Source organism: Actinoallomurus purpureus (genome assembly GCF_024055795.1).
Taxonomy (GTDB): domain Bacteria; phylum Actinomycetota; class Actinomycetes; order Streptosporangiales; family Streptosporangiaceae; genus Actinoallomurus; species Actinoallomurus purpureus.
Genome location: NZ_JAMXMY010000026.1, coordinates 25,209 through 46,793, shown reverse-complemented (window position 1 = coordinate 46,793; position 21,585 = coordinate 25,209). Strand labels below are relative to the sequence as shown.

The window sequence follows — 21,585 nt, the reverse complement described above, 5'->3', positions numbered from 1 at the left end:
AGTCGCTCGTCGGCGTCGGCCGTTCGTTGACTTTGGGGTTGTCGCCGTTTCTCGGCGGCTCGGAAGGGCGATAGTCCCAAAGTCAACGAATCGGCGGGACGGTCAGAGGAGGCGCACGATCTCGGTGGCCGCGGCGAGGACGCGCGGGGCGACGTCGGACTCCTCCTGCGCGCCGATCGTGACCACGCCCACGCTCGCGTCGGCGGGCCGCCCCTTCGGGACGATCGGCACCGCGAGGCCCCAGGCGCCGGGCTGTAGCTCGCCGGAGGTCACCGAGTAGCCGGCCCGCCGGGCGTCGCGCACCGGCGGCGGCTCGTCGGGCCGGGGCGGGCGGCCGGAGAGGATGGCGATCCCGGGCGCGCCGCGGTCGACGGCGTGCCGGTTGCCCGGACGGTACGCCACATGGATGTGCGAACCTCGCGGCTCGGCCACGGCGAGCGCGACGACCTCCTCATCGGTGTCGAGCACGCTGATGAACGCCGTCGCGCGGCAGTCGTCGGCGAGCACCTGGAGCGCGCCGTCGGCCGCGGAGCGGAGCCGGTGCCGCACGGCGGCGCCGAGTTCGAGGATGCCGAGCCCGAGCGTGAAACGCGTGCCGTTCCGGGCGACGAGGCGATGATTGCGCAGCGCGGTCAGATGCCGGGACACGGCGTTGCGGTGCACGTCGGCGGTGCGCGCGAGTTCGCTGATCGTCAGCCCGTCGGGGTGCTCCCGGAGGATCTCCAGGAGCCGCAGGCCGGTGTCGATGGTCTTCGACCCGGTGGCGGGGGATCCGCCGCCCGGAGACCCGGTGGCCGAGGAGGCGGGCGACCCGGTGGCGGGCGATCCGGTGGCCTGGGAGGCGGGCGACCCTGTGGCCGGTGACCCTGTGGCAGGAGATCCCGTGGCGGGCGGCCCGGCGGTGGGCGATCCCGTGGCGGGGGACCCGCGGTGAGAGCCGGCGCGTGGGTGGCCGAACGGGGCCGGGCGATGGTGTCGGTCGGTCATCGGACGTCGCTCCGGGGGACGGGCGTGTAGCGGACGGGCAGGTGCTTGATCCCGGCGATGAAGTTGGACACCAGCCGGGCGGGCGGGCCGGCGGGCTCCAGGTCCGGCAGCCGCCAGAGGAACTCGCGGTAGAAGATCCGTAGTTGCAGACGGGCGAAGTGCGCGCCGAGGCACACGTGCGGCCCGTCGCCGAAGGCCACGTGGTCGTTCGGCCGCCGCGCGATGTCGAACCGCTCCGGGTCGGGGAACCTGCGCTCGTCGCGGTTGGCGGAGGCGTGGAAGACCACGACCTTGTCGCCGGTGGCGATCGGCCGTCCCGCGAGCACGGTGTCCCGTGCGGCGGTGCGCCGGAAGCTGAGCACGGGCGGATGCCAGCGCAGCATCTCGTCGATCGCGGAGTCGAGCAGCTCGGGATGGTCGAGCAGCCGCCGGTGCTGGTCCGGGTGGTCCAGGAGCGCCATCACCCCGCCCGGCAGGCCGGAGCGCACGGTGTCGTTGCCGGCGATCACCAGGAGGAAGAAGAACATCGACAGTTCGGGATCGGTGAGACGCCGGCCGTCCACCTCGGCCGTCGCCAGCGCGGTCATCAGGTCGTCCGCCGGGTCCCGGCGTCTGGCGGCGGCGAGCGTGTGGGCGTACTCGAACATGTCGGCGAGCATCGCCGGGGACCGGGGGTTGACCGGCGCGCCGTCCGGGCCGCGAGGGACGTCGCCGCCGTGGTCGGGATCCTGGTAGCCGATGACCCGGTTCGTCCATCCCAGGATCCGGCCGCGGTCCTGTTCCGGGATGCCGAGCAGGTCCGCGAGGTTCTGGATCGGGTACTCGTCGGTGACGTCGGCCGGCAGGTCGCACTCGCCGCGTTCGGCGATGCCGTCGACGAGCAGGCGGGCGTGCCGCTCGACGTCGGCCGCGAACCGCTCGACGCGGCGGGGCGTGAACACCTTCGCGGCGATCCGCCGCAGCCGGCCGTGCTCCGGCGGGTCGAGGTTCAGCATCATCCGCCGGATGAACGGCAGGTCGGCGGGGTCCGGGTCGCGGATCTGCGTCGCCCCGATCCAGGAGCTGTACTCGTCGGGACCGCGCAGCACCCGGACGACGTCGGCGTGGCGGGTGACGGCCCAGAATCCCGGCCCGGCCGGCCAGCCGCCGACCTCGTACTCCTCCTGCCAGTGCACCGGGTCCTCGTCGCGCAACCGGCGGTACGCGTCGTGCGGAACGCCCCGCGCGTAGAGGTTCGGGTCGAACACGTCGACGCCCGCGGCGCCGGCACCTCGATCTTCGGACGTCAACGGAGTGTCCCCCATCGGCTCGTCAGGCGGCCAGGAAACGCTCGATCGCGGAGACGAGCGCGAGCGGTGTCTCGTCCATGGCGTAGTGACCGGCGTCGTGGAAGACGGTCAGCTCGGCGTTCGGATACCACCGCAGCCAGGTGTTCCGCATGACCTCCGCGGACAGCGCGGGATCGTGCTCGCCGGCGATGACGAGGACGGGCGTGGGGTCGCCGGCGACCTCCTCGTGGAAGTCGGTACGGACCCAGGCGTCGAGATAGGCGCGGAACGCCGGGACCGTGGAGTTCCGCAGCGAGTACGCCACCATCTCCTCCAGCCAGGAGGCCGGGAGGCGGGAGCCCGTCGTGAAGTCGAGGATCGCCCGCCGCTTTCCCGGGTCGTCGGCGGCGCCGGAGAACAGCGCCCAGCCCTGCTCGTCGAACGGCACGCCGGACGCCGGGACGGGGGAGACGCCGACGAGCCTGCGGACCCGGCCCGGAGCGTCCAGCATCACCCGTTGGATCACCGTCCCGCCCATCGAGTGCCCGACCAGGGAGAACTCCTCCCAGCCGAGCCGGTCCGCCAGCGCGATCACGTCCCCGGCGATCTCCTTCAGGGTGTACTCGCCGGTGAGGTCGCGCGCCGCGCCGTACCCCCGGTAGTCCGGGAACGCGTACGTGAACGCCTCTCCGTCCAGATACGGCCGGATCTTCCGGAAGGCGTCCCGGTCACCGAACCAGCCGTGCAGGGCGATCACGCGGTGCGGCCCCGAGCCGCACAGGTCATGGGGCAGGGCGACGGACACGATTTTGGACCCCCGACTCCTCGATGCCCGAATAGTGGGCGCGATGATCAAAAAACGGGCGTATGTGAGGTGAGCATCCGGCGTGCCCCGCGTCCCTGTCAACGCCGACACACGTCCGGCCCGGCTACACGAGCGCGGCCTCCGCGAGGTACTTGCCGACCACGGCGATCTCGTCGGCGTCCAGCGGGATCTGGGGGAGCGCGGTGGTCGGATGGTCGATGACGCGCCGAAGGTGCAGCGCGGCCTTGAACGCGCCCAGTGCCGAGGACCCGCGGCCCATGTGCGGTCCGCCCGCGTTCACCAGGCCGAACAGCCGGAACAGCCGCTCCTGCTCGGCGCGGGCGGCCGCCCAGTCGCCCGCCGACGCCGCGCGGAACAGCCGTACGTAGCCGTGCGGGTCGACGTTGCCCAGTCCGGGGACGACGCCGTCCGCGCCCATCGCGAGCGCCGAGTCGACGGTCAGCTCCGACCCGGTCAGGACCGAGAACGACGACAGGGCCCGGTCGCGGCGGCCGAGGACGACCTCGCGCAGCCCGGCGTCGTCGCCGCTGGAGTCCTTGAGCCCGGCGAGCACGCCCTCCGCGGCCAGCTCCAGCACCAGGCCGGCCCCGAGCTTGCTGTGCACCGCCACCGGCAGGTCGTAGGCGTAAAGGGGGACGCCCGCCCGGTCGGCGATCGTACGGAAGTGCACCGCGATCTCGGCCGGATGGGTGCGGGTGTAGAAGGGGGCGGTGGCGACGATGCCCGCGGCGCCCGCCTCGACCGCGACGCGGACGTGGTCGAGCACCCGCGGCGTGGTCATGTCGATGGCACCGGCCAGCACGGGGACCTGCCCGCCGACGTGCCCCAGCACGGTGTCCAGCACGACCTTGCGGTGCCCGTCGGGCAGGAACGCCACCTCCGACGACGATCCCAGGACGAACAGGCCGTCGACCCCGCCGTCCAGCAGGTGATCCACCAACCGCGTCAACGAGGCGGTGTCGACCTCGTAGTCGGGGGTCAGCGGGGTGCACACCGGGGGGATGACGCCGGACAGCGCGGTGGCGGTGGCCATCGATTTCCCTTCAGTTATCGAATCAGTGCGTGGGTGAGACAGGCCGGAGTGGCCTAAGACCGGATGAGGCATCAGTCACGCTCCCCGGCCTGGCCGATCAGTTCGCGGTCGGTCGCTCCGGCCGGAACCGGGTGGTGGCAGCGGAACAGGTGCTCCCCGCCGTCGCCCTCCACGGCCGGCATCTCCGCGGCGCACACGTCGTCCGCCCGCCAGCAGCGCGTACGGAACGGGCAGCCGCTCGGCGGCCGGGTCGCCGACGGCACCGGCCCGATGAGGGGGATCGGGTCGATCGGCGAGAGCAGGCCGGGCGTCGCGGAGAACAGCGCGCGGGTGTACGGGTGGCGGGCGCGGGCGGGGACGGCCTCGGCCGGGGTCTGCTCGACGATCCGGCCGAGGTACATCGTCACGACCCGGTCGCTCATCCGGCGTACGGTCTGGATGTCGTGCGAGACGAAGACCATGGCCAGGTCGAACCGCTGCTTCAGGTCGAGCAGCAGGTTGAGGATCTGCGCCCGCACCGAGACGTCCAGCGCGCTGGTCGGCTCGTCGGCGATCAGCAGCCTCGGCCGTAGCGCCAGGGCGCGGGCGATCGCGACCCGCTGCCGCTGCCCGCCGGAGATCTGGCCGGGCAGCAGGTCGGACACGCTGCGCGGCAGGCCGACGAGGTCGAGTAGCTCGCGGACCCGGTCGTCGCGCTCGCGGGCGGTGCCGGCGCTGTGCACGTCGAGCGGGTCGCGCAGGATCTGCCGCACGGACAGCCGGCGGTTCAGCGCGGTCGACGGGTCCTGGAAGACCATGCCGGTCGTCGACCCGATCGTCGTGCGGCGCTCGGAGGCCGACATCGACCAGACGTCCCGGCCGCCGAAGGACACCGTGCCGGAGGTCGGCCGTTGCAGCCCGACGAGGACCTTGGCGAGGGTGGACTTGCCGCAGCCCGACTCGCCCACGATGCCCACCGTCTCACCGGGGGCGACGGTCAGGTCCGCGCCGGTGAGCGCGTGGACGCGGTCGCGGGCGAACAGGCCGCCGGAGCGGGCCCGGTGTACCACATGGACGTCGGAGAGCTCGGCCAGGGTGTCATCGGCGGTCAACGTGCCTCCTCGGGGCCGGCCGGCGTGGCGCCCGTGCCGGCGGCGGACATGGAGCCGGCGAGGTCGATCGCCGGGTGGTGGCAGGCCGCCGAGTGGCGGCGTCCCTGGCCTTCGAGACGGGGGGTCTCCGTCCGGCAGACCTCCGTCGCCATGGGGCACCGGTCGGCGAACCGGCAGCCGCTCGGGAAGTCGGCGGGGGAGGGCACCACACCGCGGATCTGGGTGAGGCGTTCCGCCCCGGACTCCAGCGACAGCACCGAGCCCAGCAGCCCGCGGGCGTAGTGGTGGGCGGGCGCGCCGACCAGCGCGGACGTCACGCCGGTCTCGACGATCTGGCCGCCGTACATGACCACGACGCGGTCGGTGACGTCGGCGACCAGCGCGAGGTCGTGCGACACGAGGATGAGGGCGAAGCCGAGTTCCTCGCGCAGCCGCAGCAGCAGCTGGATGACCTGGGCCTGCACGGTGACGTCCAGCGCCGTCGTCGGCTCGTCCGCGATGATCAGTTTCGGGTCGCGGGACAGGGCCATCGCGATGAGCACCCGCTGCCGCTGCCCGCCGGACAGCTCGTGCGGGTACGACCGCAGGGTCCGCGCGGGGTCGAGGCCAACCAGCTCCAGCAGCTCGGCCGGGCTGCGCCGGCCGCCGCGGCGTACGACCTGCTTGAGCTGCGCCTTGATGGTCATCGCCGGGTTCAGCGACGACAGCGCGTCCTGGTAGATCATGGCCATGTCGTGGCCGAGCAGCCGTCGCCGGGCCGACCGGCCGAGGGCCGGCAGGTCCTTGTGGTCGAAGCGGACCTGTCCGCGCACCCGCGCGCCGCGCGGCTGCAGGCCCATGATGGTCAGCGCGGTCAGCGACTTGCCGCAGCCGGACTCGCCGACGAGGCCGAGCACCTCACCGGGCCGTACGTCGAAGGAGATCCCGTCGACGATGTCCACGCCGCCGTGCTGGTCGTCGAAGCCGATGGCGAGGTTCTCCACCTGGAGCACCGGCTCGCCCTCCGGCAGCGGCCGGGCGCGCTCGGCCAGGCGCGCCGCGGCCTCGGCGAGGCCGGGCAGCGGGGTGACCTCACCGGAGCCGGGCACGGCGTGCTCGAGCGCGTCGACGTCGCCCTTCTTCCCGGCCGCCTCGCGGCCCGGGGGCGGTGGGGCGAAGCCATGGGGGTGGCGAACACGCGCGGTCGGCGTCGCCCACGCGTCGGAGACGCCCTCGGCGAGGACGTTCAGCGCGAGCACCGTGCCGAGGATCACCAGGCCGGGGAAGACGGTGGCCCACCAGCCGCCCAGCAGCACCATGTTCTTGCCGTCGGCGATGACGCTGCCCCAGGACGGGTCCGGCGGCCGTACGCCCGCGCCGATGAACGACAGCGACGCCTCGAAGACGATGACGTCGGCGATCATCACGGTGCAGAACACCAGGATCGGCGCGGCGCAGTTGATCGCCACGTGCCGGAGCAGGATGTGCGGGGTGCGCGCCCCGATGACGCGCTCGGCCGCGACGTAGTCCTCGCCGTACTGCGCCAGGACGTTCCCGCGGACGACCCGGGCGACGGGCGGCGTGTAGAGGAACGCCAGCGCCAGCACGAGCACGGGGATGCTGCCGCCGAACACCGCCACCAGCACGGCGGCGAGCGCCATGCCCGGGAACGCCATGATCACGTCGAGGGTGCGCATGATCGTCTCGTCGATCGCCCGGTGCGACGTCGCGGCGACGGACCCGAGCAGCGCGCCGGTGACCAGCGCGATCGCCGTGGCGCCCAGGCCGATGACCAGGGACCAGCGCGCGCCGTACAGGAGGCGGGAGAAGATGTCGCGGTTGGCGCTGTCCAGGCCCATCCAGTTCGACCCGCTCGGGCCGCCGCCCACCGCCTGCTGGGCGTACGGGGAGTGGGGGGCGAGCACCGGCGCGAAGACGGCGGCGAGGGCGATCACCACGACCACGCCGAGGGCGATCCACGAGGTCACGCCCAGCCGCCGGAAGCCGATGCCTCCCTGGGACAGTCGTTTCGCCAGGCCGTTGCGCATCAGGCGGCGCTCCTGAGTCGGGGGTTGACGAGGAGGTAGAGGACGTCGACCACGAGGTTCACCACCACGAAACCGGTCGCGATCGTGAGGACCACGCCCTGGACCACGGCCGGGTCGCCGTTGCGCACCGCGGTGATCATGAGCTGGCCCATGCCGGGCAGCGAGTAGATCGTCTCGATGACCACCGCGCCGCCGAGCAGGTAGCCGACCCGCAGGCCCAGCACGGTGAGCGGGTTGACCAGCGCGTTGCGCAGCACGTTGCGGCCCACGACGACGATCGGCGGCAGGCCGCTGCCGATGGCGGTCCGCACGTAGTCCTTGTCGAGCTCCTCGACCATCGACGTGCGGATGATCCGGGTGAGGTAGGCGGCCTGCGGTAGCGACAGGGACAGCGCGGGCAGCGTCATCGACCGCAGCCAGCCGGTGAACGAGTCGGCCGGATTGACGTAGCCGCTGGTCGGGAACCAGCCGCGGTTCACGGCCAGCCACTGGATCATCAGCAGCGCGATCCAGAACGCCGGGGCCGCGACGCCGATCAGCGACACGAGCCGGATGAGCTGGTCGGGCCATCGGTCCCGGAAGATCGCCCCGGTGATCCCGAAGATCAGGGACAGCACGACGGCGATCAGTATGCCGAGCACCGTGAGCTGCACCGTCAGCGGCAGCGCCGTCGCCACCGAGTCGCGCACGGGTGCCTTGGTCAGCACGCTCGTGCCCATGTCGCCCCGGACCAGGTCGCCGACGAACCGCACGTACCGTACGGGCAGCGGGTCCAGCAGGCCGTTGTCCACCTTGAACTGGTGGACCTGCTCAGCCGTCGGGTTCGATCCCTCGAAGTAGGCGTACTCCGGCTTGTTGTCGGAGAACCGCATGATGAGGAAGACGAACAGGACGACGCCCAGCAACAGCGGGATCAGGATGAGGACGCGGCGCACCAGCATTCTGGCGATCACTGCCACCGGGTGCCTCCTGGAAAGAGTCGGGTCGAGGGGCGGAGCGGCGGGGGGGGGGGGGGGGGGGGCGCCCCCCCCCCCCCCGCGCCCGCGGGTCAGACGCGCTTGACCTGCAGGAGATTGATGCCGGGGTAGGCCTGCGGCCGCACGCCGGTGAGCTTCTTGGCGTTCCAGGCGGTCATCAGCTCGGTGTGCACGACCGGGTAGAGCACGGCCTGTTCGGCGATGAGGTCGATGTACTCGTGCACGAGAGCCAGCTTCTTCTGCTGGTCCGGCTCCTCGGTGGCCTTGTCCATCTTCGCGAACAGCGCCTTCGCGTCCGCGCTGCCGTCCCACTTGGTGTACTTCATCCAGCTGCCGCCGGGCGTGTAGTTGTAGCGGAGGATGAGGTCGGCGTCGAGGCCGAACTGGTTGGGGTTCGAGGCCGCCGCGACCACCTGGTAGTCCTGCGACTGGTCCATCTTGGTGAACAGCGCGCTGGTGTCCTGCGGCGCGAGCGTCGTCTTGACGCCGATGGCGTTCCAGGAGTTGGCGATCGTCGGCAGGCAGTCGGCGATCCAGCTGACGTTGACCGCCATCAGGTTGATCGTGAGGTTCTTGACGCCGGCCGCCGCGAGCAGCGACTTCGCCTTCTCCGGGTCGTAGGAGTAGACGGTCTTGGCGCGGGCGTACGAGGGGTTCTGCTCGTTGAGGAAGCTGCTGGTCGGGGTGCCGTGGCCCTTGAGCGCGACCTCGATCATCTTCTGGGTGTCGATCGCGTAGAACAGCGCCTGCCGGACCCGCACGTCGTCGAACGGCTTCTGCGCGGTGTTGAACATCAGGAACATGTGGTTCATGCCCTTGCCGCCCTCGACGGTCAGCCCGCCCTTGCGCAGCTGGTCGATGTTGGCGTACGGCACGTTGTCGGCGATCTGCGCCTCGGCGGAGCCACCGGAGATCTTGGCGACGCGGGCGGCGGCGTCCACGATCGACAGCCAGTTCATCTTCTTGATCGCGGCCCTGCGCGTGCCGTTGTAGTCCGCGAACGCCTCGAACATCGTGTTCGACTTCGGGTTGTGCGCCGTCATCTTGTACGGGCCCGAGCCGACGGCCTTGCCGTTTTTGGCCGCGTCCCAGCCACCGGGCTGCCCGAAGACGTGCTTGGGCATGATCTTCGCGATCGTGAGCCGGGGGAGCGCGTCGGGGAAGGGGAACTTGAAGACCAGTTCGACGCTGGTGTCGTCGACCTTGCGCACCTCCTTCAGCCAGGTGGCGAAGAAGTTGTAGGTGAGCACCTTGGTCTTCGGATCGAGGATGCGGTCGAAGGTGAACAGCACGTCGTCGACGGTGACCGGCTGCCCGTCGTGCCACTTGGCCCCCTGGCGCAGCGTGAACTTCCACGTGGTCGCGGAGGTGTCGGCGGGCAGGGCCGTGGCGAGCGCGGGGTAGGGCGCGCGGGTGATGGGGTCGGTGTCGACCAGACCCTCGTAGACGTGCTGGATGCCGGCCATCGCGAACGCCGACGCCGTCATCGTCGGGTCCCAGGTCTGGTCGTTGCCGTAGCCGATGACGGCGGTGACCAGATCCTTGGACGCGCCCGACCCCGTCGAGCTCGTCGACGCCGGCCCGCTGCAGGCGGAGATGGCGGCGGAGATGGCCGCCGCGGCGCTCACCGTCCCGCTGTAGCGCAGAAAGTCACGGCGGCTGAATGGCCGGGAAACCGAGGCCACGGTGCCTCCTCGTCGTGGGTAGCAGATTGGACGTCCTACATCCCATGTCCAGTAGGGTGGAGGCTAGGGTGAAGGCCGCGCCCGGTCAAGCCCGAATGACCAGGAGATGTCCGCCATGTTTCACGATGATCCGCAGGCCGCCGAAGGCCCGCCCGCCCGGCGCCCCGGCGTGCCCGCACGGCGCATCCCCGCCCCGCGCGGCGGCCGGCCGCCGCGAGCGCTCGAGGTGCAGGAGGCGGTCAAGGACATCATCGTCGGGCGCGGTCTCGCGCCGGGAGACCCGTTGCCGACCGAGTCGGAGCTGATCGAGGAGCTGGGCATCAGCCGCAACTCGGTGAGAGAGGCGCTCAAGGCGCTGCAGGCCGTCGGCATCGTCGACATCCGCCACGGCTTCGGCATGTTCGTGGGACGGCTGTCGCTGGGCGGCCTCGTCGACGAGCTCGCCTTCCACACCCGCATCGGACCGCGGGACGAGCGGAACCACCTGGGGAACCTCATCGAGATCCGCGAGGTCCTGGAGAACGGCCTGGCGCAGCGGCTGATCGACGAGAGCGGCGGGACCGACCTGTCCGCCGTCCTGGCCCCGGTCCGGGAGGTCATCGAGCGCATGGAGGCCGAGGCGCTGGTCGGGGCGGTCTCGTCCGAGACCGACCGGCTCTTCCACGACCTGCTCTACCAGCCCCTCGGCAACCCGCTCGTCGGGCAGCTCCTCGGCGCGTTCTGGGAGGTCTACCACCAGCTCCGCGACGACCTGGGCACGCCGGACGAGACGCCGGCCGACGTCGCCCGCACCCACCGCGACATCTACACGGCGGTCATCGCGGGCGACCGCGCCGCCGTCGAGGCGGCGATGCGCGCGCACTTCGCCGGCGTGCGCGCGCGGCTCGCCCGGCTGGATCAGGACTGAGGACCAGGGGGCTGTCTCACAAGCCCGCCGTGCGGCTGTTCGGGGGCCCGCCGTCCGGCTTCGCGGCGCTTACGAAACGGCCCCCAAGCCGCGCAGTGACACGCGGCGGAAGGTGATCGTCTCGTACGGTCCGGCGTTCCCGGTCTCGTACAGCACGCCGACGGTCCCGGAGTCGACCTGGACGAGGTCGGAGTAGCCGGCGGGCAGCGTCGAGAGGGTCAGCGCCGGCCGCCAGGTCACGCCGCCGTCCCGGCTGACGCGCAGGGTCATGATGGCGCGGCTGGTGGGACTCGCCGGACCGGAGTAGAGCAGCGGCGCCCTGCGGCCGCGCGGCTGCAGGACGTCGCCCTCGACGACCGGGCCGGTCAGGGTGTCCTGCGGGCGGAACGGCCGCGTGAGGGTACGGCCGCCGTCCCGGCTGTAGGCGTCCGCGCGGGTGGCGGGGCTGGTGCCGTTCTGGTCGCGGGTGTTGACGTAGACGCGGCCGTCGGGCAGCTGCGCGGCCGTCGACTCGTTGACGTTCACGTACCCGTCCGGATCGTCGTCGACGTAGCCGATGTGCCAGGTCCGGCCGTCGTCGTCGCTGTAGAGGGAGTGCCCGCCGTAGTACTTCGCCTCCGAGCCGAGGTCCGTCGAACCGGCCGGCGGGGCGATCGAGTGGTTCGCCGGGACGAACAACCGCCCGGCGTGCCGGCCGCGCGTCAGCCGGATGGCGTGGCCGGGGCCGGTGGCGTACCAGCGCCAGCCGGCGAGCTTGGCGGCGGCGGTGATCTCGCGCGGCGCGGACCAGGTGGTCCCCTCGTCGTCGCTGTACTGCACGAAGACGCGGCGGCTCTGCTCGGGCGTCACCTGTCCGCGCAGGATCGCCGTCTCGGTGGAGGTCCCGGCGTTGTACGTGGTCAGCAGCACGACGCGACCGCGTGCCGTCACGACGGGGGCGGGATTTCCGGAGGTGTTCGGGCCGCTGTCCTGGACCACCCGGAGCGGCCCCCACGTGCACCCGCCGTCGGCGGACCGCTTGACGACGGTGTCGATGTTCCCGGCGTCCCCGAGCCCGGAGAACCGGCCCTCGGCGAAGGCCAGCAGATCGCCCGACCTGGTCCTGACGACCGCGGGGATCCGGAACGCGCTGTAGCCCTCGGTGCCCGCCTTGTACGGCACGGACGTCTCGCACCCGGTGGCAGCCCCGGACGGGGTGATCCCGGCGGCGAGCCCGGCGAGGAGGACGGTGGTGACGCACGCGGCGCGGAGCGGGCCGCGATCGGCTGCCGGCATTGGCTCAGTCCCTTCGTGGACATGGGATGTCCTATGACCGGGGGACGCTAACGGTGTGCTCCGACCCAGTCAATAGCAGGTCTGGTGGAGATAGAACGTAGGACATAGGATGTCCGCCGCCTCCGTCTCTCTCATGGAAAGGCACGCCATGAGGTACGCCTCTGAGAAACCGCCCAGTCGCCGACCGGCCGCGTGGCGACGCGTCGCCCTGATCGCGGCCGGGCTCCTCCTGGGATCACCCGCCGCCCTGGCCGCGGCACATACCGCCGGCGCGACGACGCCCGTCTCCGCACGGACCGGCGGCGTGACCGCACCGCCCCCCTCCGCCAAGCCGACCTCGGCGGCGCCTTTCGTCGACGAGCAGGTCCTCTTCCAGCAGAAGCAGTTCGGGTACGCCTGTTTCCGGATCCCCGCGGTCGTCCGCGCGGCCGACGGCATGGTGCTGGCCTTCGCCGAGGGACGCGTCAAGGACTGCGGCGACGACGAGGACATCGACCTTGTGCTGCGGCGTTCGGCCGACGGCGGGCGCACCTGGGGACCGTTGCAGGTCGTCTCGGAGGGCAACGGCTCGACGCACGGCAACCCGGTGCCCATCGTCGACCGGCGCACCGGCCGGATCGTCCTGGTCAGCACGCACAACGGACCGGCGCCCTGCCCGAACGGCTGCGACCGCGACCCGTACGTGCAGTCGAGTGATGACGACGGCGCGACCTGGACGGCACCACGGGAGATGACCGAGGGCAAGCGCCCCGAGTGGAACTTCTGGTACGCGACCGGGCCGATGCACGGCATCCAGCTGACCCGGGGGCGGCACGCCGGCCGGCTCGTCCTCGGCGCCAGCTACGAGATCTACGACGGCGGGACGGGCCCCCACGTCTACGGCACGCACCTGCTCTACAGCGACGACAGCGGCGTGACCTGGCACATCGGGGCGACGAGCGCCTTCGACGACGGCTCGATCATCGCCCAGGAGGTGACCGTCGTCGAGCTCACCGACGGGCGGATCTACGCACTGGCCCGCGAGCGGGGCACCGACCCCGGCCACCGGGCGTACGCCATCAGCAAGGACGGTGGTGAGACCTTCGAGCGGCCGTTCCGTACGGTGAAGAACCTCGCGCTGCCGGACGTGCAGGCCTCGACGCTGCGCCTGCACGCCCGCGACCAGGGCGACCGCACGAACCGCATCCTGCTGTCCTCGCCGGCGCACCCCGTGGCCCGCGAGGCGATGGCGGTGTTCTCGTCCTTCGACGAGGCCCGCACCTGGCAGCCGTGGCAGCGGGGCAAGGTCTTCTGGTGGGGGCCCTCGGCGTACTCCGACATGGTGAAGCTGGGCAACGACGAGATCGGCCTGTACTACGAGGCGGGAACCGCGACGCCGTACGAGACGATCCGCTGGGCGCGCTTCAACGAGGCGTACCTCGCCACGCCCAACGGCACGCCGCCGGGCATACCCGGGCCGCCCGCGCCGGGGCCGAAGACGCCCGACGCGTCGCCTCACCACAATGACGCATACGTGCGGGGCGATGCCCAGAGCACGACCGGACGGTTCGGCCAGGGGCTGGCCCTGGACGGGGTGGACGACCGCGTCGAGGTGCCGTACAGCAGGGCGATCGACGTCGGCGGCGGCGACTTCACGATGACGACGTCGTTCCGCTATTCCGACACCGCCGGGGCACACGCGCTGCTGTGGGCGTACCGGTGGGGCAGCGGGACGACGCCGCAACTGTGGCTGCGGGCCGAGCCGGCATCCCACCGGATCCTGGCGATGATCGCGGTCGATCGGTTCAACATCTCCGTCCAGTCGGCGAGCGCCTACAACGACGACCGATGGCACCACGTGGCGCTGCAGCGCGCCGACGGGCGGTTCTCGCTGTGGATCGACGGGACGCAGGTCGCCTCCGCCGCGGTGCCGCCCGGCTCGGTCACCGAGGGCAAGGAGTTCGGGGTGGACGGCATCCATGTCGGAGAGCGCCTGGACGGCGCCAACCGGTTCCACGGCACGCTCGACGACCTGCGCGTGTACAAGCGGGCCCTGTCTCCTGCGGAGATCCAGACGCTCGCGACCTCCGATCAGCGGATCGGCGGTCGGCTCGCGTTGTGGCTGCCGTTCGAGACGGTCTCCTGACCCTCTGACGCGGCGTTCCTCCGACCAACGGCCCCCGACCGACCTCCCGGGGCGTCCGCCGACGGGCGGGCGCCCCGCCGGGCGCGGGGCCCCGACCCATCACGCGGATAAGGTCGTGTTCACGCGGAGCGTCCCGATCGAGGAGGAACGCGTGGCCCTGCCGAACGCCCCGGAGCCGCCCCCTCAGTCGTCCGCCGGCCTCGACCTGTCCGGTCGCCGGGCCCTGGTGACCGGCGCGGCCGGCGGCATCGGGCTGGCCTGCGCCCGGAGGCTGGCGGCCGCCGGAGCCGAGGTCGTCATCGTCGATCTGCGCGAGGAGGAGGCCGCGGCCGCCGCCGAGGAGATCGGCGGCCGGGCGGTCCCCGCCGACCTGTCCGACGGCGCGGCGGTCGAGGCCATCGACTGCGACGTGGACATCCTGATCAACAACGCCGGGCTGCAGCACGTCGCCCCGGTCACCGAGTTCCCCCCGGACGTCTTCGCGCGCATGCAGCGCATCATGGTGGAGGCGCCGTTCCGGCTGGCCCGCCGGGCGCTTCCCGGCATGTACGACCGGGGCTGGGGCCGGATCATCGGCATCTCCTCCGTCCACGGCCGGATCGCCTCGCCGTACAAGGTGGCCTACGTCACCGCCAAGCACGCGCTGGAGGGGATGACCAAGGTCATCGCGCTGGAGGCCGCCCCCCACGGGGTCACCGCCAACTGCGTCAGCCCGTCCTACGTGCGGACTCCACTGGTGGAGCACCAGATCGCCGACCAGGCGGCCGCCCACGGGATGGAGCCCGACCAGGTCGTCGACGAGGTCATGCTGGCGAGGGCCGCGATCCGGCGGCTCGTCGAGCCGGAGGAGGTCGCCGAGCTGGTCGCCTTCCTCTGCTCGCCTGGAGCAGCGATGATCACGGGTGCGTCCCTGACCATGGACGGCGGCTGGACCGCGCACTGACGCCGAACGAGGCGTCGGATCGGGGACGGGGGCGTACGTCCCGAAGGATCGGGCCGACGGCCGGGTCCCCGATGCTCCGGGCGGACGCGGAACTCACATGGGCGGGGCCGGGCCCGCGGTGGGCGAGCCGAGGAAGGCCGGATAGCGCTCGCCGGCCACCAGCTTGCCGCCGTACAGCTCGGAGATCGTGACGAAGGCGTAGCCCTGCTTGGCGAGCGTCGCCAGGATGTCGGGCACGGCCGCCACGCTCGTCGGCCGGATGTCATGCATGATCACGATGTGGCCCGGCTTCGCGCCGGCCAGAACGCGCTTCTTGACGAGCGCGGTGTTGCGGTCCTTCCAGTCGACCGTGTCGACGGTCCACAGGATCTGCGCGAGATTCATGTTCTTGGTGATCTCGTTCAGCTGCTTGTCGGTGCCCCCGTAGGTCGGGCGGAACACCGTCGGCGGCGTGCCCGTCACCTGGAGAATGGCCTCCTGGGTGCGGATCAGCTCGTCCTCGACCTTCCCCCGCGGGGCCCCCACCAGCTTGATGTGGTCGAACGTGTGGTTCCCGATCTCATGGCCCTCGGCGGCCTCCCGTTTCAGGATGTCGACGTTGTTCGCCACCTGCATACCGAGGACGAAGAAGGTGGCGTGCGCCTCGTGCGCCTTCAGGATGTCCAGGAGCTTGGCGGTTCCGGCGACCGGACCGTCGTCGAAGGTCAGCGCGATGCACTTGCGCACATGACAGTCGACCTTGGGAGCGGCCGGCCGCCGCGGCTGCGCGGCCCGTCCGTGCGCGGCGGACCGGTGCTCACGCGGCTCCGAGCCGACCAGGCGGAACACCCCCGCGCCCACCGCACCGCCCACCAGCACGGCCGCCCCGAGAGCGGCGGGCACGACCCAACGCCGTTGCAGAAAGCCCTTTTTGTCATTTTCATGGTTTTTGTCATTTCCGTCGTTCGTCACTTTTGCCCCCGACTAAGCGGCTTTTTGTCATGCGCAGGGTTCGGGGGGCGGCTGAGAACGGTCCGGAAGGTGGAGCCGAACAGCGGGGACCGCGGCGGCCACCCCCGTCGCGGTACCTATACCCGCGAAGGCGAGCCGCACGAACTCGCGATGACCAACGGTGTCAGGAATCGGCGTCCGGAATGGGGTGTCTGATGGCGCGGCGGGGCGTAAATCCACTTTTCGAGGTCCGGGACCCGCTGTCATACTGCCTGCGGAGGTAAGTGATCATAGTGACTGTTGAACCTTACCGGCGGGTGTTGTCCATCCCCGGTGTCCGGACGTTGCTGCTCGTCGGGCTGGTGGCCCGGATCCCGGTGGTCGCGACCGGGCTGACCCTGACCCTGCACGTGGTCGGCGGCCTGCGGCTCGGATTCCTGCAGGCGGGCCTGGTCGGCGCCGCCGCGACCGCCGGAGTGGCCGTCGGGTCCCCCGTCGCCGGGCGCATCGTGGACCGGCGGGGCCTACGGCCGGTGCTGGCGGTCACCACCGTCGCCCAGCTGGCGTTCTGGATCGCCGCCCCCTTCCTGTCCTACTGGCCGCTGGTCGCGGGCGCCTTCGCCGACGGGGTGCTGGCGCTGCCGGTCTTCAGCGTCGTCCGCCAGTGCGTCGCGGCCGCCGTTCCGGCCGAGCACCGCCGCAGCGCCTACGCGCTGGACTCGATGCTCGTCGAGGTGGCCTACATGACCGGACCGGCCCTCGCCGTCGCCGTCACCACCGCGCTCGGGAGCTCCTGGACCATGGCGTTCGTGGGTTTCGGGCTGGTCGGCTCCGGCGTGGCCCTGCTGGCGCTCGACCCGCCCACCCGCGTCGACGACGAAACGGGGACCGCCGAAACCGCGGTGCGCCGCCGGCAGTGGCTGACCCCCGGGCTCCTCGCGCTCCTCGGAGTCACGTTCGCGGCCACCTTCGTGCTGGCCGCGACGGAGCTCGGCCTGGTCGCGACGCTCAAGGCCGACGCCGCGACCCGGTGGACCGGCCTGGTGCTCGCCGTGTGGGGCATCGCGTCCCTGGTCGGCGGGTTCGTGTACGGCGCGCTGCCCCGTGGCTTCTCCCCGCTCGTCATCGTCGGCGCCATGGCCGCCCTCACCGTGCCGATCGGCCTGGCCGGCCACTGGCAGTGGCTCTGCATCGCCCTGCTCCCGGCCGGGGTGCTGTGCGCGCCCGGCATCTCGACCACGATCGACACCCTCAGCCGGCGGGTGCCCGCCACGGCGCGAGGAGAGGCGACGGGACTGCACGGCACCGCCATGACGCTGGGACTGGCCGTCGCCGGGCCCGTCACCGGCACCATCATCGACGGCTGGGGCGCCCGCTGGGCGTTCGCGATCCCCGGCGCCGCCGGACTCCTCGTGGTCCTGCTCGCCGTCCCGGCCTGGCGGGGTGCCGCGCGGTCGGCGGCCGGCGCCGAACCCCTGGCCGACGCCGCATAGCGAAAGGCCGGTCGGCGAGCCGGCATCGCCGGGGTCCGGTGCCCCATTGACCGATGGCCCAGGGTTTCACGAACAACGCTGTTCGTGTACTGCTGGTCCCATGCGAAGACCGAACCACCGGGCGGCGCTCCAGGGGCGCCGCGTGCTGATCACCGGAGCGGCGCGCGGTATCGGGGCGGCCCTGGCCCGCCGCCTGCACGCCCGGGGCGCTCGGGTGGCCCTGGCGGGTCTGGAGCCGGAGGGGCTCGCGGCCGTCGCCCGGGACTGCGGAGACGCGCCGTGGCGGCCGTGCGACGTGACCGACCGCGAACGCGTTGAGCGGGTCGTGGCAGAGCTCGCCGGTGAGCTCGGCGGCCTGGACGTGGTGGTGGCCAACGCCGGGGTCGCCGGCCAGTGGCCGGTCCTCGGCGGCGACCCCCGGGTCCTCGAGACCACCATTCGGGTCAACGTCTTCGGCACTTATCACACGTTGCGGGCGGCCGGGCCGTACATCTGCCACCCGGACGGCTACGCCCTGGCGGTCGCCTCGCTGGCCGCCGCCGTCCACGCCCCGCTCCTGGGGGCCTACAGCGCCTCGAAGGCCGCGGTGGAGGCCCTCGGCAACACCCTGCGCATCGAACTGCGGCACACGGGAGCGCGGGTCGGCGTCGCCTACTTCGCCGAACTGGACACCGACATGACGCACCGCGGGTTCGGCACACGGGCCACCGCGGCGCTGCAGGGCCGCAGGGGAGGGTTCACCGGGGTTACCCCGCTCAGAACCGGGATCGACGCGCTGGAGCGCGGCATCGCCACGCGCGCCCGCCGCGTGTACGCCCCGTCCTGGGTGGGGCCGGTCCTGCACGGGCGTATGGTGGCCCAGCGCGTGTTCGACCTGGCGGTACGGCCGCGCGTGGAGCGGGCGCTGCGGATCGCGGGCGAGGAGGACGCGCCGCTGACGACGCCGCAGCCCGTGGACCGGGACGGGTGATCCCGGCCACCGGTCCGTGATGAGGTTTACCGACGCCCATGAACTGGGGAAAGTCCAGGTCACCGGTCCGCGCCGCCGGCATCTGGCGGCCCGGTCCGACGTACCCGACGCTGCCCGAACGGCCGGCCGTCCTGAGCGCGCGGGACCTTCGGGAGACGCACCGCGATCCGTTCGAGGCGGGACGATGGACACGACGACGCAGGGCGTGAGCGATCTGCTGCACGAGGCGGGGGAGATCCACCACAGTGTCTTCCGCATCTCGGACGGTGCGGACGCCGACTGGGCCTCCTGGTACGCCGACTGGCTCCTCCGGCTCTCGGAGCTGCCGGAGCTCCTCGGAGAAGAGCCGGTCCGCAGCGAGCTGGTCTATCTGCTGGTGAGCCTGGACAGGCGGTACACCGCGGACAACCCGGCCGAGGATTGGGAGGAGTACTACGCGCGGGGGATCGTCGAGCACTTCGGAGCGCGCTGAGGCCGCGTACGGCCGGAGGTTCCGCGAACGACCCCGTCCGTGTATTGCTGGTCCCATGCGACGACCGAAGCAGGTGGAAGGGGACGCGGGACCCGACTCCGGCCCGACGTCCGTCGGTGACGCCCTCGCGTGGAATCCGCGCATCCCGCCCGGCTCGCGTCGCGACCTCGGCGCGCCCGCCTGGATCTTCGCTCTGCTGGCGGGACGGCGCGCGGGGACGGGGGCGCCCGTCCTGTTCCGGGTCCTCGGCCGGCACCGCGGCCTCTTCCGCGGCTGGCTGCATTTCGCCGGCCGGCTGATGCCTGGCGGACTGCTGCCGCGCCGCGAGACCGAGCTGGTCATTCTCCGGGTGGCGCATCTGCGCGGCTGCCGCTACGAGTTCGACCACCACGTGCGGCTGGGTGCCCGGGCCGGCGTCACCCGCGCCGACCTGGACCGGATCATCGAGCACGGGTCCGAGGCCGACGGCTGGTCGCCGCGGGAGCGCGCCATCCTGGCGGCGGTGGACGCCCTGCAGGCCGCGCGGGACCTCGACGACGCGGCCTGGGCACGCCTGCGCGAGCACCTCGACGAGCGGGAGAGCATCGAGCTGATCATGCTCGTCGGCCACTACGACATGCTGGCGACGGCGATCATCGCGCTGCGGATCCCGCCCGACCCTCCCCGACGGCGCCGACCGGCCCCGGGGGGCCCACGGACGTGAGCCGCCGCGGCAGCCCGGGTGCCTCCGCCCCCGCCAACCCTGTCCGAGGCGGAGATCCGTTCCGATCTCGGCGAGGAGATCCGCGTCCGGACCCAGGCGCCGGTGTCGGTGACGGGCGCCCGGGTCAGCCGTCCCGAGCCGAACGTCGTGGTCTTCGACACCCGGCCCGGCGAGACGTACCGTATCCGGCCGTCCTGAGCTGCGGCCCACACGACGCGTGATGGGCGTCGCCGTCGTTCAGCCACTGGCGGTGGTCAAGGACTATCGAGGTGGATCCGGCCTACACCTCCCAAAAATGCCCCGTCGCCTGGTGCGGGCATACCGAGAAGGCCAACCGGCCCGATCGAGACACCTTCCATTGCCGGCGGTGCGGCCTCGCTGGGCCTGCCGATGTCGTCGCCGGGATCAACGTGCGCAACCGCGCACGCTCGGCGTGGGTATTCGTCAACATGCCCCAGCCCACCCCCACATAGGGGGCGGGAAGATGTGACCCCGGACACGACAGCCAGCCGCGCCGGGGAGCATGAACGAAGCCCTCAGGACCTGGGTCGACAAGCTCGGTCTCTAGGGCCAAGTAGTTGACACGGAGACGCCGATCAGATAACCGGCCGTGGCCGCCAGCAGCCCGAGTCCGAGACCGGCCACGACGTTGAGGCCGGCCTCGCGGAACGAGCCGTCCTCCAGGAGGCGGGTGGTCTCGAAGCCGAACGTGCTGAAGGTGGTCAGGGCGCCGCAGAATCCGGTGCCGGCCAGGGTGACGACCGGCTTCGGCAGGCCATGGGCGGCTCCGGCCAGCAGCCCGAGGATGAGACAGCCGATCAGGTTGACGGTGAGGGTTCCCCAGGGGAACACGCTTTCGTGACGTCGCTGGACATAACGGTCGATCAGGTAACGGCTGGGCGCTCCGACGGCGCCGCCGAGCAGGACCAGGAGGACGGTCACGACTCCTCCTGGTAGGTGCCTCGGCCGACGTACCGGTAGACCTCGACCTCGTCGAGGATGACGAGTCCCTCGTCGATGAGGTCGTCGAGTTCCAGGAGGAAATCGACGATCTTCTCTTCGGAGTCGACGATCACGATGGCCAGCGGGAGGTCCTCGCTGAGGGACAGGATCCGGCTGGTGTGGATGTGGGAGGAGGCGCCGTAGCCTTCGATGCCGCGGAACACGCTGGCTCCGGCCAGCCCGCGCGCGTGGGCGCGATGAACGATCTCGCTGTAGAGCGGCTTGTGGTGGTACTGGTCGGTCTCACCGATGAAGATCGTGACGCGGCAGGCCCTGCCGTGCAGTCTCATGCTCGCTCCCCTTCCCGGTTCCGCCGTACGGGCAGGCCGGCGACGAGGCGGGCGACGATCATCCCGCACCAGACCGCGGCCAGGCCACCGGCCAGGCTGACCAGCGCGTACGCGCCGGCGAGGGGCCACGCGCCGTGCCCGGCGAGGTTCCTGGCCTCGACGGCGAAAGTGGAGAAGGTGGTGTAGCCGCCGAGGAATCCGACGCCGAGGAAGGGACGGACATACCGGTTCGGAGGCCAGACGTCGAGCACGAACACCATCAGCAGGCCGAGCGCCAGGCACCCGGACACGTTGATCAGGAAGGTGGCCCAGGGGAAGCGGCCGGGCATGACGGGGACGGCTTCGGAGATCAGGTAGCGCGCGACGCTGCCCAGCGCGCCGCCGACCGAGATCACCGCCAGGACGCTCCACTGGCGTTGGCGGCGCGGCGCCGCCCTGAGCGCGAAGACGTCGCCCCGGGCGTCGGCGCCCTCGTCGCGGAGGCCGGGGCCGGGGTCGGGGTCGATCGGCGGATCGGCGCGGCCGTCGACCGATCCGTCGGAGAATCGTGAGGTCACGGTGTCCTTCCGGGTGAGGGTCTC

General features: G+C 71.9%; 21 protein-coding genes and 1 pseudogene. 9 read left to right on the top strand and 13 right to left on the bottom strand.

The window, feature by feature from the left end; genetic code table 11:
* Positions 1-102: 102 nt before the first annotated feature.
* From NE236_RS36025 to NE236_RS35990, 8 genes are all read right to left on the bottom strand, one after another.
* Positions 103-987 carry an IclR family transcriptional regulator gene (locus NE236_RS36025; RefSeq protein WP_252846728.1) on the bottom strand — a complete coding sequence of 295 codons (885 nt, stop codon included), beginning with the start codon at positions 985-987 and terminating at the stop codon, positions 103-105.
* On the bottom strand, positions 984-2,276 hold the full coding sequence (locus tag NE236_RS36020; RefSeq protein ID WP_252846727.1) for a cytochrome P450: 1,293 nt from the start codon (positions 2,274-2,276) through the stop codon (positions 984-986). Before NE236_RS36020 ends, NE236_RS36025 begins: the two co-directional genes overlap by 4 nt.
* A 22-nt stretch (positions 2,277-2,298) precedes the next feature.
* The gene (locus tag NE236_RS36015) at positions 2,299-3,060 is read right to left on the bottom strand and encodes an alpha/beta fold hydrolase (protein ID WP_252846726.1); all 762 of its coding nucleotides are present in this window, start codon (positions 3,058-3,060) and stop codon (positions 2,299-2,301) included.
* A 124-nt stretch (positions 3,061-3,184) separates the two neighbouring features.
* Positions 3,185-4,114, bottom strand: coding sequence for a dihydrodipicolinate synthase family protein (locus NE236_RS36010; RefSeq protein WP_252846725.1), 930 nt, complete (start codon positions 4,112-4,114; stop codon positions 3,185-3,187).
* A 71-nt stretch (positions 4,115-4,185) separates the two neighbouring features.
* Positions 4,186-5,205, bottom strand: coding sequence for an oligopeptide/dipeptide ABC transporter ATP-binding protein (locus tag NE236_RS36005; RefSeq protein WP_252846724.1), 1,020 nt, complete (start codon positions 5,203-5,205; stop codon positions 4,186-4,188).
* Entirely contained in the window at positions 5,202-7,232 is a 2,031-nt protein-coding gene (locus NE236_RS36000) for a dipeptide/oligopeptide/nickel ABC transporter permease/ATP-binding protein (RefSeq protein WP_252846723.1), read from the bottom strand. Before NE236_RS36000 ends, NE236_RS36005 begins: the two co-directional genes overlap by 4 nt.
* Positions 7,232-8,191: an ABC transporter permease gene (locus tag NE236_RS35995; protein WP_252846722.1), complete on the bottom strand. Its 960-nt coding sequence runs from the start codon at positions 8,189-8,191 to the stop codon at positions 7,232-7,234. The genes NE236_RS36000 and NE236_RS35995 overlap by 1 nt, the downstream gene beginning before the upstream one ends.
* A gap of 89 nt (positions 8,192-8,280) precedes the next feature.
* A complete protein-coding gene (locus NE236_RS35990; RefSeq protein WP_252846721.1) occupies positions 8,281-9,894 on the bottom strand; it encodes an ABC transporter substrate-binding protein in 1,614 nt (537 codons plus the stop codon).
* Between the two features lie 106 nt (positions 9,895-10,000).
* Here NE236_RS35990 and NE236_RS35985 point away from each other — a divergent pair, with 106 nt between their 5' ends.
* A complete protein-coding gene (locus NE236_RS35985; protein WP_252846720.1) occupies positions 10,001-10,801 on the top strand; it encodes a FadR/GntR family transcriptional regulator in 801 nt (266 codons plus the stop codon).
* Positions 10,802-10,870: 69 nt separating this feature from the next.
* On the opposite strand, the gene NE236_RS35980 is transcribed toward NE236_RS35985, so the two are convergent.
* On the bottom strand, positions 10,871-12,076 hold the full coding sequence (locus NE236_RS35980) for a sialidase family protein (RefSeq protein WP_252846719.1): 1,206 nt from the start codon (positions 12,074-12,076) through the stop codon (positions 10,871-10,873).
* Positions 12,077-12,224: 148 nt separating this feature from the next.
* Between NE236_RS35980 and NE236_RS35975 the strand changes: the two genes are divergently transcribed.
* On the top strand, positions 12,225-14,201 hold the full coding sequence (locus tag NE236_RS35975; RefSeq protein ID WP_252846718.1) for a sialidase family protein: 1,977 nt from the start codon (positions 12,225-12,227) through the stop codon (positions 14,199-14,201).
* 115 nt (positions 14,202-14,316) lie between these two features.
* A complete protein-coding gene (locus tag NE236_RS35970; RefSeq protein WP_443612863.1) occupies positions 14,317-15,144 on the top strand; it encodes a 3-hydroxybutyrate dehydrogenase in 828 nt (275 codons plus the stop codon).
* 93 nt (positions 15,145-15,237) lie between these two features.
* Here NE236_RS35970 and NE236_RS35965 read toward each other — a convergent pair whose 3' ends face one another.
* The gene (locus NE236_RS35965) at positions 15,238-16,026 is read right to left on the bottom strand and encodes a polysaccharide deacetylase family protein (protein WP_252846717.1); all 789 of its coding nucleotides are present in this window, start codon (positions 16,024-16,026) and stop codon (positions 15,238-15,240) included.
* A 341-nt stretch (positions 16,027-16,367) separates the two neighbouring features.
* Here NE236_RS35965 and NE236_RS35960 point away from each other — a divergent pair, with 341 nt between their 5' ends.
* The 6 genes and pseudogenes from NE236_RS35960 to NE236_RS35935 all read left to right on the top strand — a co-directional run.
* The gene (locus NE236_RS35960) at positions 16,368-17,567 is read left to right on the top strand and encodes an MFS transporter (protein WP_252846716.1); all 1,200 of its coding nucleotides are present in this window, start codon (positions 16,368-16,370) and stop codon (positions 17,565-17,567) included.
* Between the two features lie 100 nt (positions 17,568-17,667).
* Positions 17,668-18,537, top strand: a complete 870-nt coding sequence (locus tag NE236_RS35955) for an SDR family NAD(P)-dependent oxidoreductase (RefSeq protein WP_252846715.1) — start codon at positions 17,668-17,670, stop codon at positions 18,535-18,537.
* A gap of 184 nt (positions 18,538-18,721) precedes the next feature.
* The gene (locus NE236_RS35950) at positions 18,722-19,009 is read left to right on the top strand and encodes a hypothetical protein (protein WP_252846714.1); all 288 of its coding nucleotides are present in this window, start codon (positions 18,722-18,724) and stop codon (positions 19,007-19,009) included.
* Positions 19,010-19,064: 55 nt separating this feature from the next.
* Complete coding sequence (locus NE236_RS35945) at positions 19,065-19,712, top strand: carboxymuconolactone decarboxylase family protein (RefSeq protein ID WP_252846713.1); 648 nt, start codon at positions 19,065-19,067, stop codon at positions 19,710-19,712.
* 18 nt (positions 19,713-19,730) lie between these two features.
* Positions 19,731-19,910 (top strand): hypothetical protein, encoded by a 180-nt coding sequence (locus tag NE236_RS35940; protein ID WP_252846712.1) that lies wholly within the window; start codon positions 19,731-19,733, stop codon positions 19,908-19,910.
* Positions 19,911-19,969: 59 nt separating this feature from the next.
* Positions 19,970-20,185: pseudogene (locus NE236_RS35935) on the top strand (zinc ribbon domain-containing protein); the annotation flags it as partial.
* 91 nt (positions 20,186-20,276) lie between these two features.
* On the opposite strand, the gene crcB (NE236_RS35930) reads toward NE236_RS35935, so the two are convergent.
* Genes crcB (NE236_RS35930) through crcB (NE236_RS35920) form a run of 3 tightly spaced genes read right to left on the bottom strand, consistent with a single transcriptional unit; the run spans position 20,277 to position 21,561 of the window.
* Positions 20,277-20,654 carry a fluoride efflux transporter CrcB gene (gene crcB / locus NE236_RS35930; protein ID WP_252846710.1) on the bottom strand — a complete coding sequence of 126 codons (378 nt, stop codon included), beginning with the start codon at positions 20,652-20,654 and terminating at the stop codon, positions 20,277-20,279.
* Positions 20,651-21,004, bottom strand: coding sequence for a DUF190 domain-containing protein (locus NE236_RS35925; protein ID WP_252846709.1), 354 nt, complete (start codon positions 21,002-21,004; stop codon positions 20,651-20,653). The genes crcB (NE236_RS35930) and NE236_RS35925 overlap by 4 nt, the downstream gene beginning before the upstream one ends.
* Complete coding sequence (gene crcB / locus NE236_RS35920) at positions 21,001-21,561, bottom strand: fluoride efflux transporter CrcB (RefSeq protein ID WP_252846708.1); 561 nt, start codon at positions 21,559-21,561, stop codon at positions 21,001-21,003. The genes NE236_RS35925 and crcB (NE236_RS35920) overlap by 4 nt, the downstream gene beginning before the upstream one ends.
* Positions 21,562-21,585: the final 24 nt, after the last annotated feature.

Bases quoted from the DNA above. Each gene is read 5' to 3' on its own strand.
- NE236_RS36025 (WP_252846728.1), bottom strand. From the start codon at position 987: ATGACCGACCGACACCATCGCCCGGCCCCGTTCGGCCACCCACGCGCC.
- NE236_RS36010 (WP_252846725.1), bottom strand. From the start codon at position 4,114: ATGGCCACCGCCACCGCGCTGTCCGGCGTCATCCCCCCGGTGTGCACC.
- NE236_RS36000 (WP_252846723.1), bottom strand. From the start codon at position 7,232: ATGCGCAACGGCCTGGCGAAACGACTGTCCCAGGGAGGCATCGGCTTC.
- NE236_RS35985 (WP_252846720.1), top strand. From the start codon at position 10,001: ATGTCCGCCATGTTTCACGATGATCCGCAGGCCGCCGAAGGCCCGCCC.
- NE236_RS35980 (WP_252846719.1), bottom strand. From the start codon at position 12,076: ATGCCGGCAGCCGATCGCGGCCCGCTCCGCGCCGCGTGCGTCACCACC.
- NE236_RS35975 (WP_252846718.1), top strand. From the start codon at position 12,225: ATGAGGTACGCCTCTGAGAAACCGCCCAGTCGCCGACCGGCCGCGTGG.
- NE236_RS35955 (WP_252846715.1), top strand. From the start codon at position 17,668: ATGCGAAGACCGAACCACCGGGCGGCGCTCCAGGGGCGCCGCGTGCTG.
- NE236_RS35950 (WP_252846714.1), top strand. From the start codon at position 18,722: ATGGACACGACGACGCAGGGCGTGAGCGATCTGCTGCACGAGGCGGGG.
- NE236_RS35945 (WP_252846713.1), top strand. From the start codon at position 19,065: ATGCGACGACCGAAGCAGGTGGAAGGGGACGCGGGACCCGACTCCGGC.
- NE236_RS35925 (WP_252846709.1), bottom strand. From the start codon at position 21,004: ATGAGACTGCACGGCAGGGCCTGCCGCGTCACGATCTTCATCGGTGAG.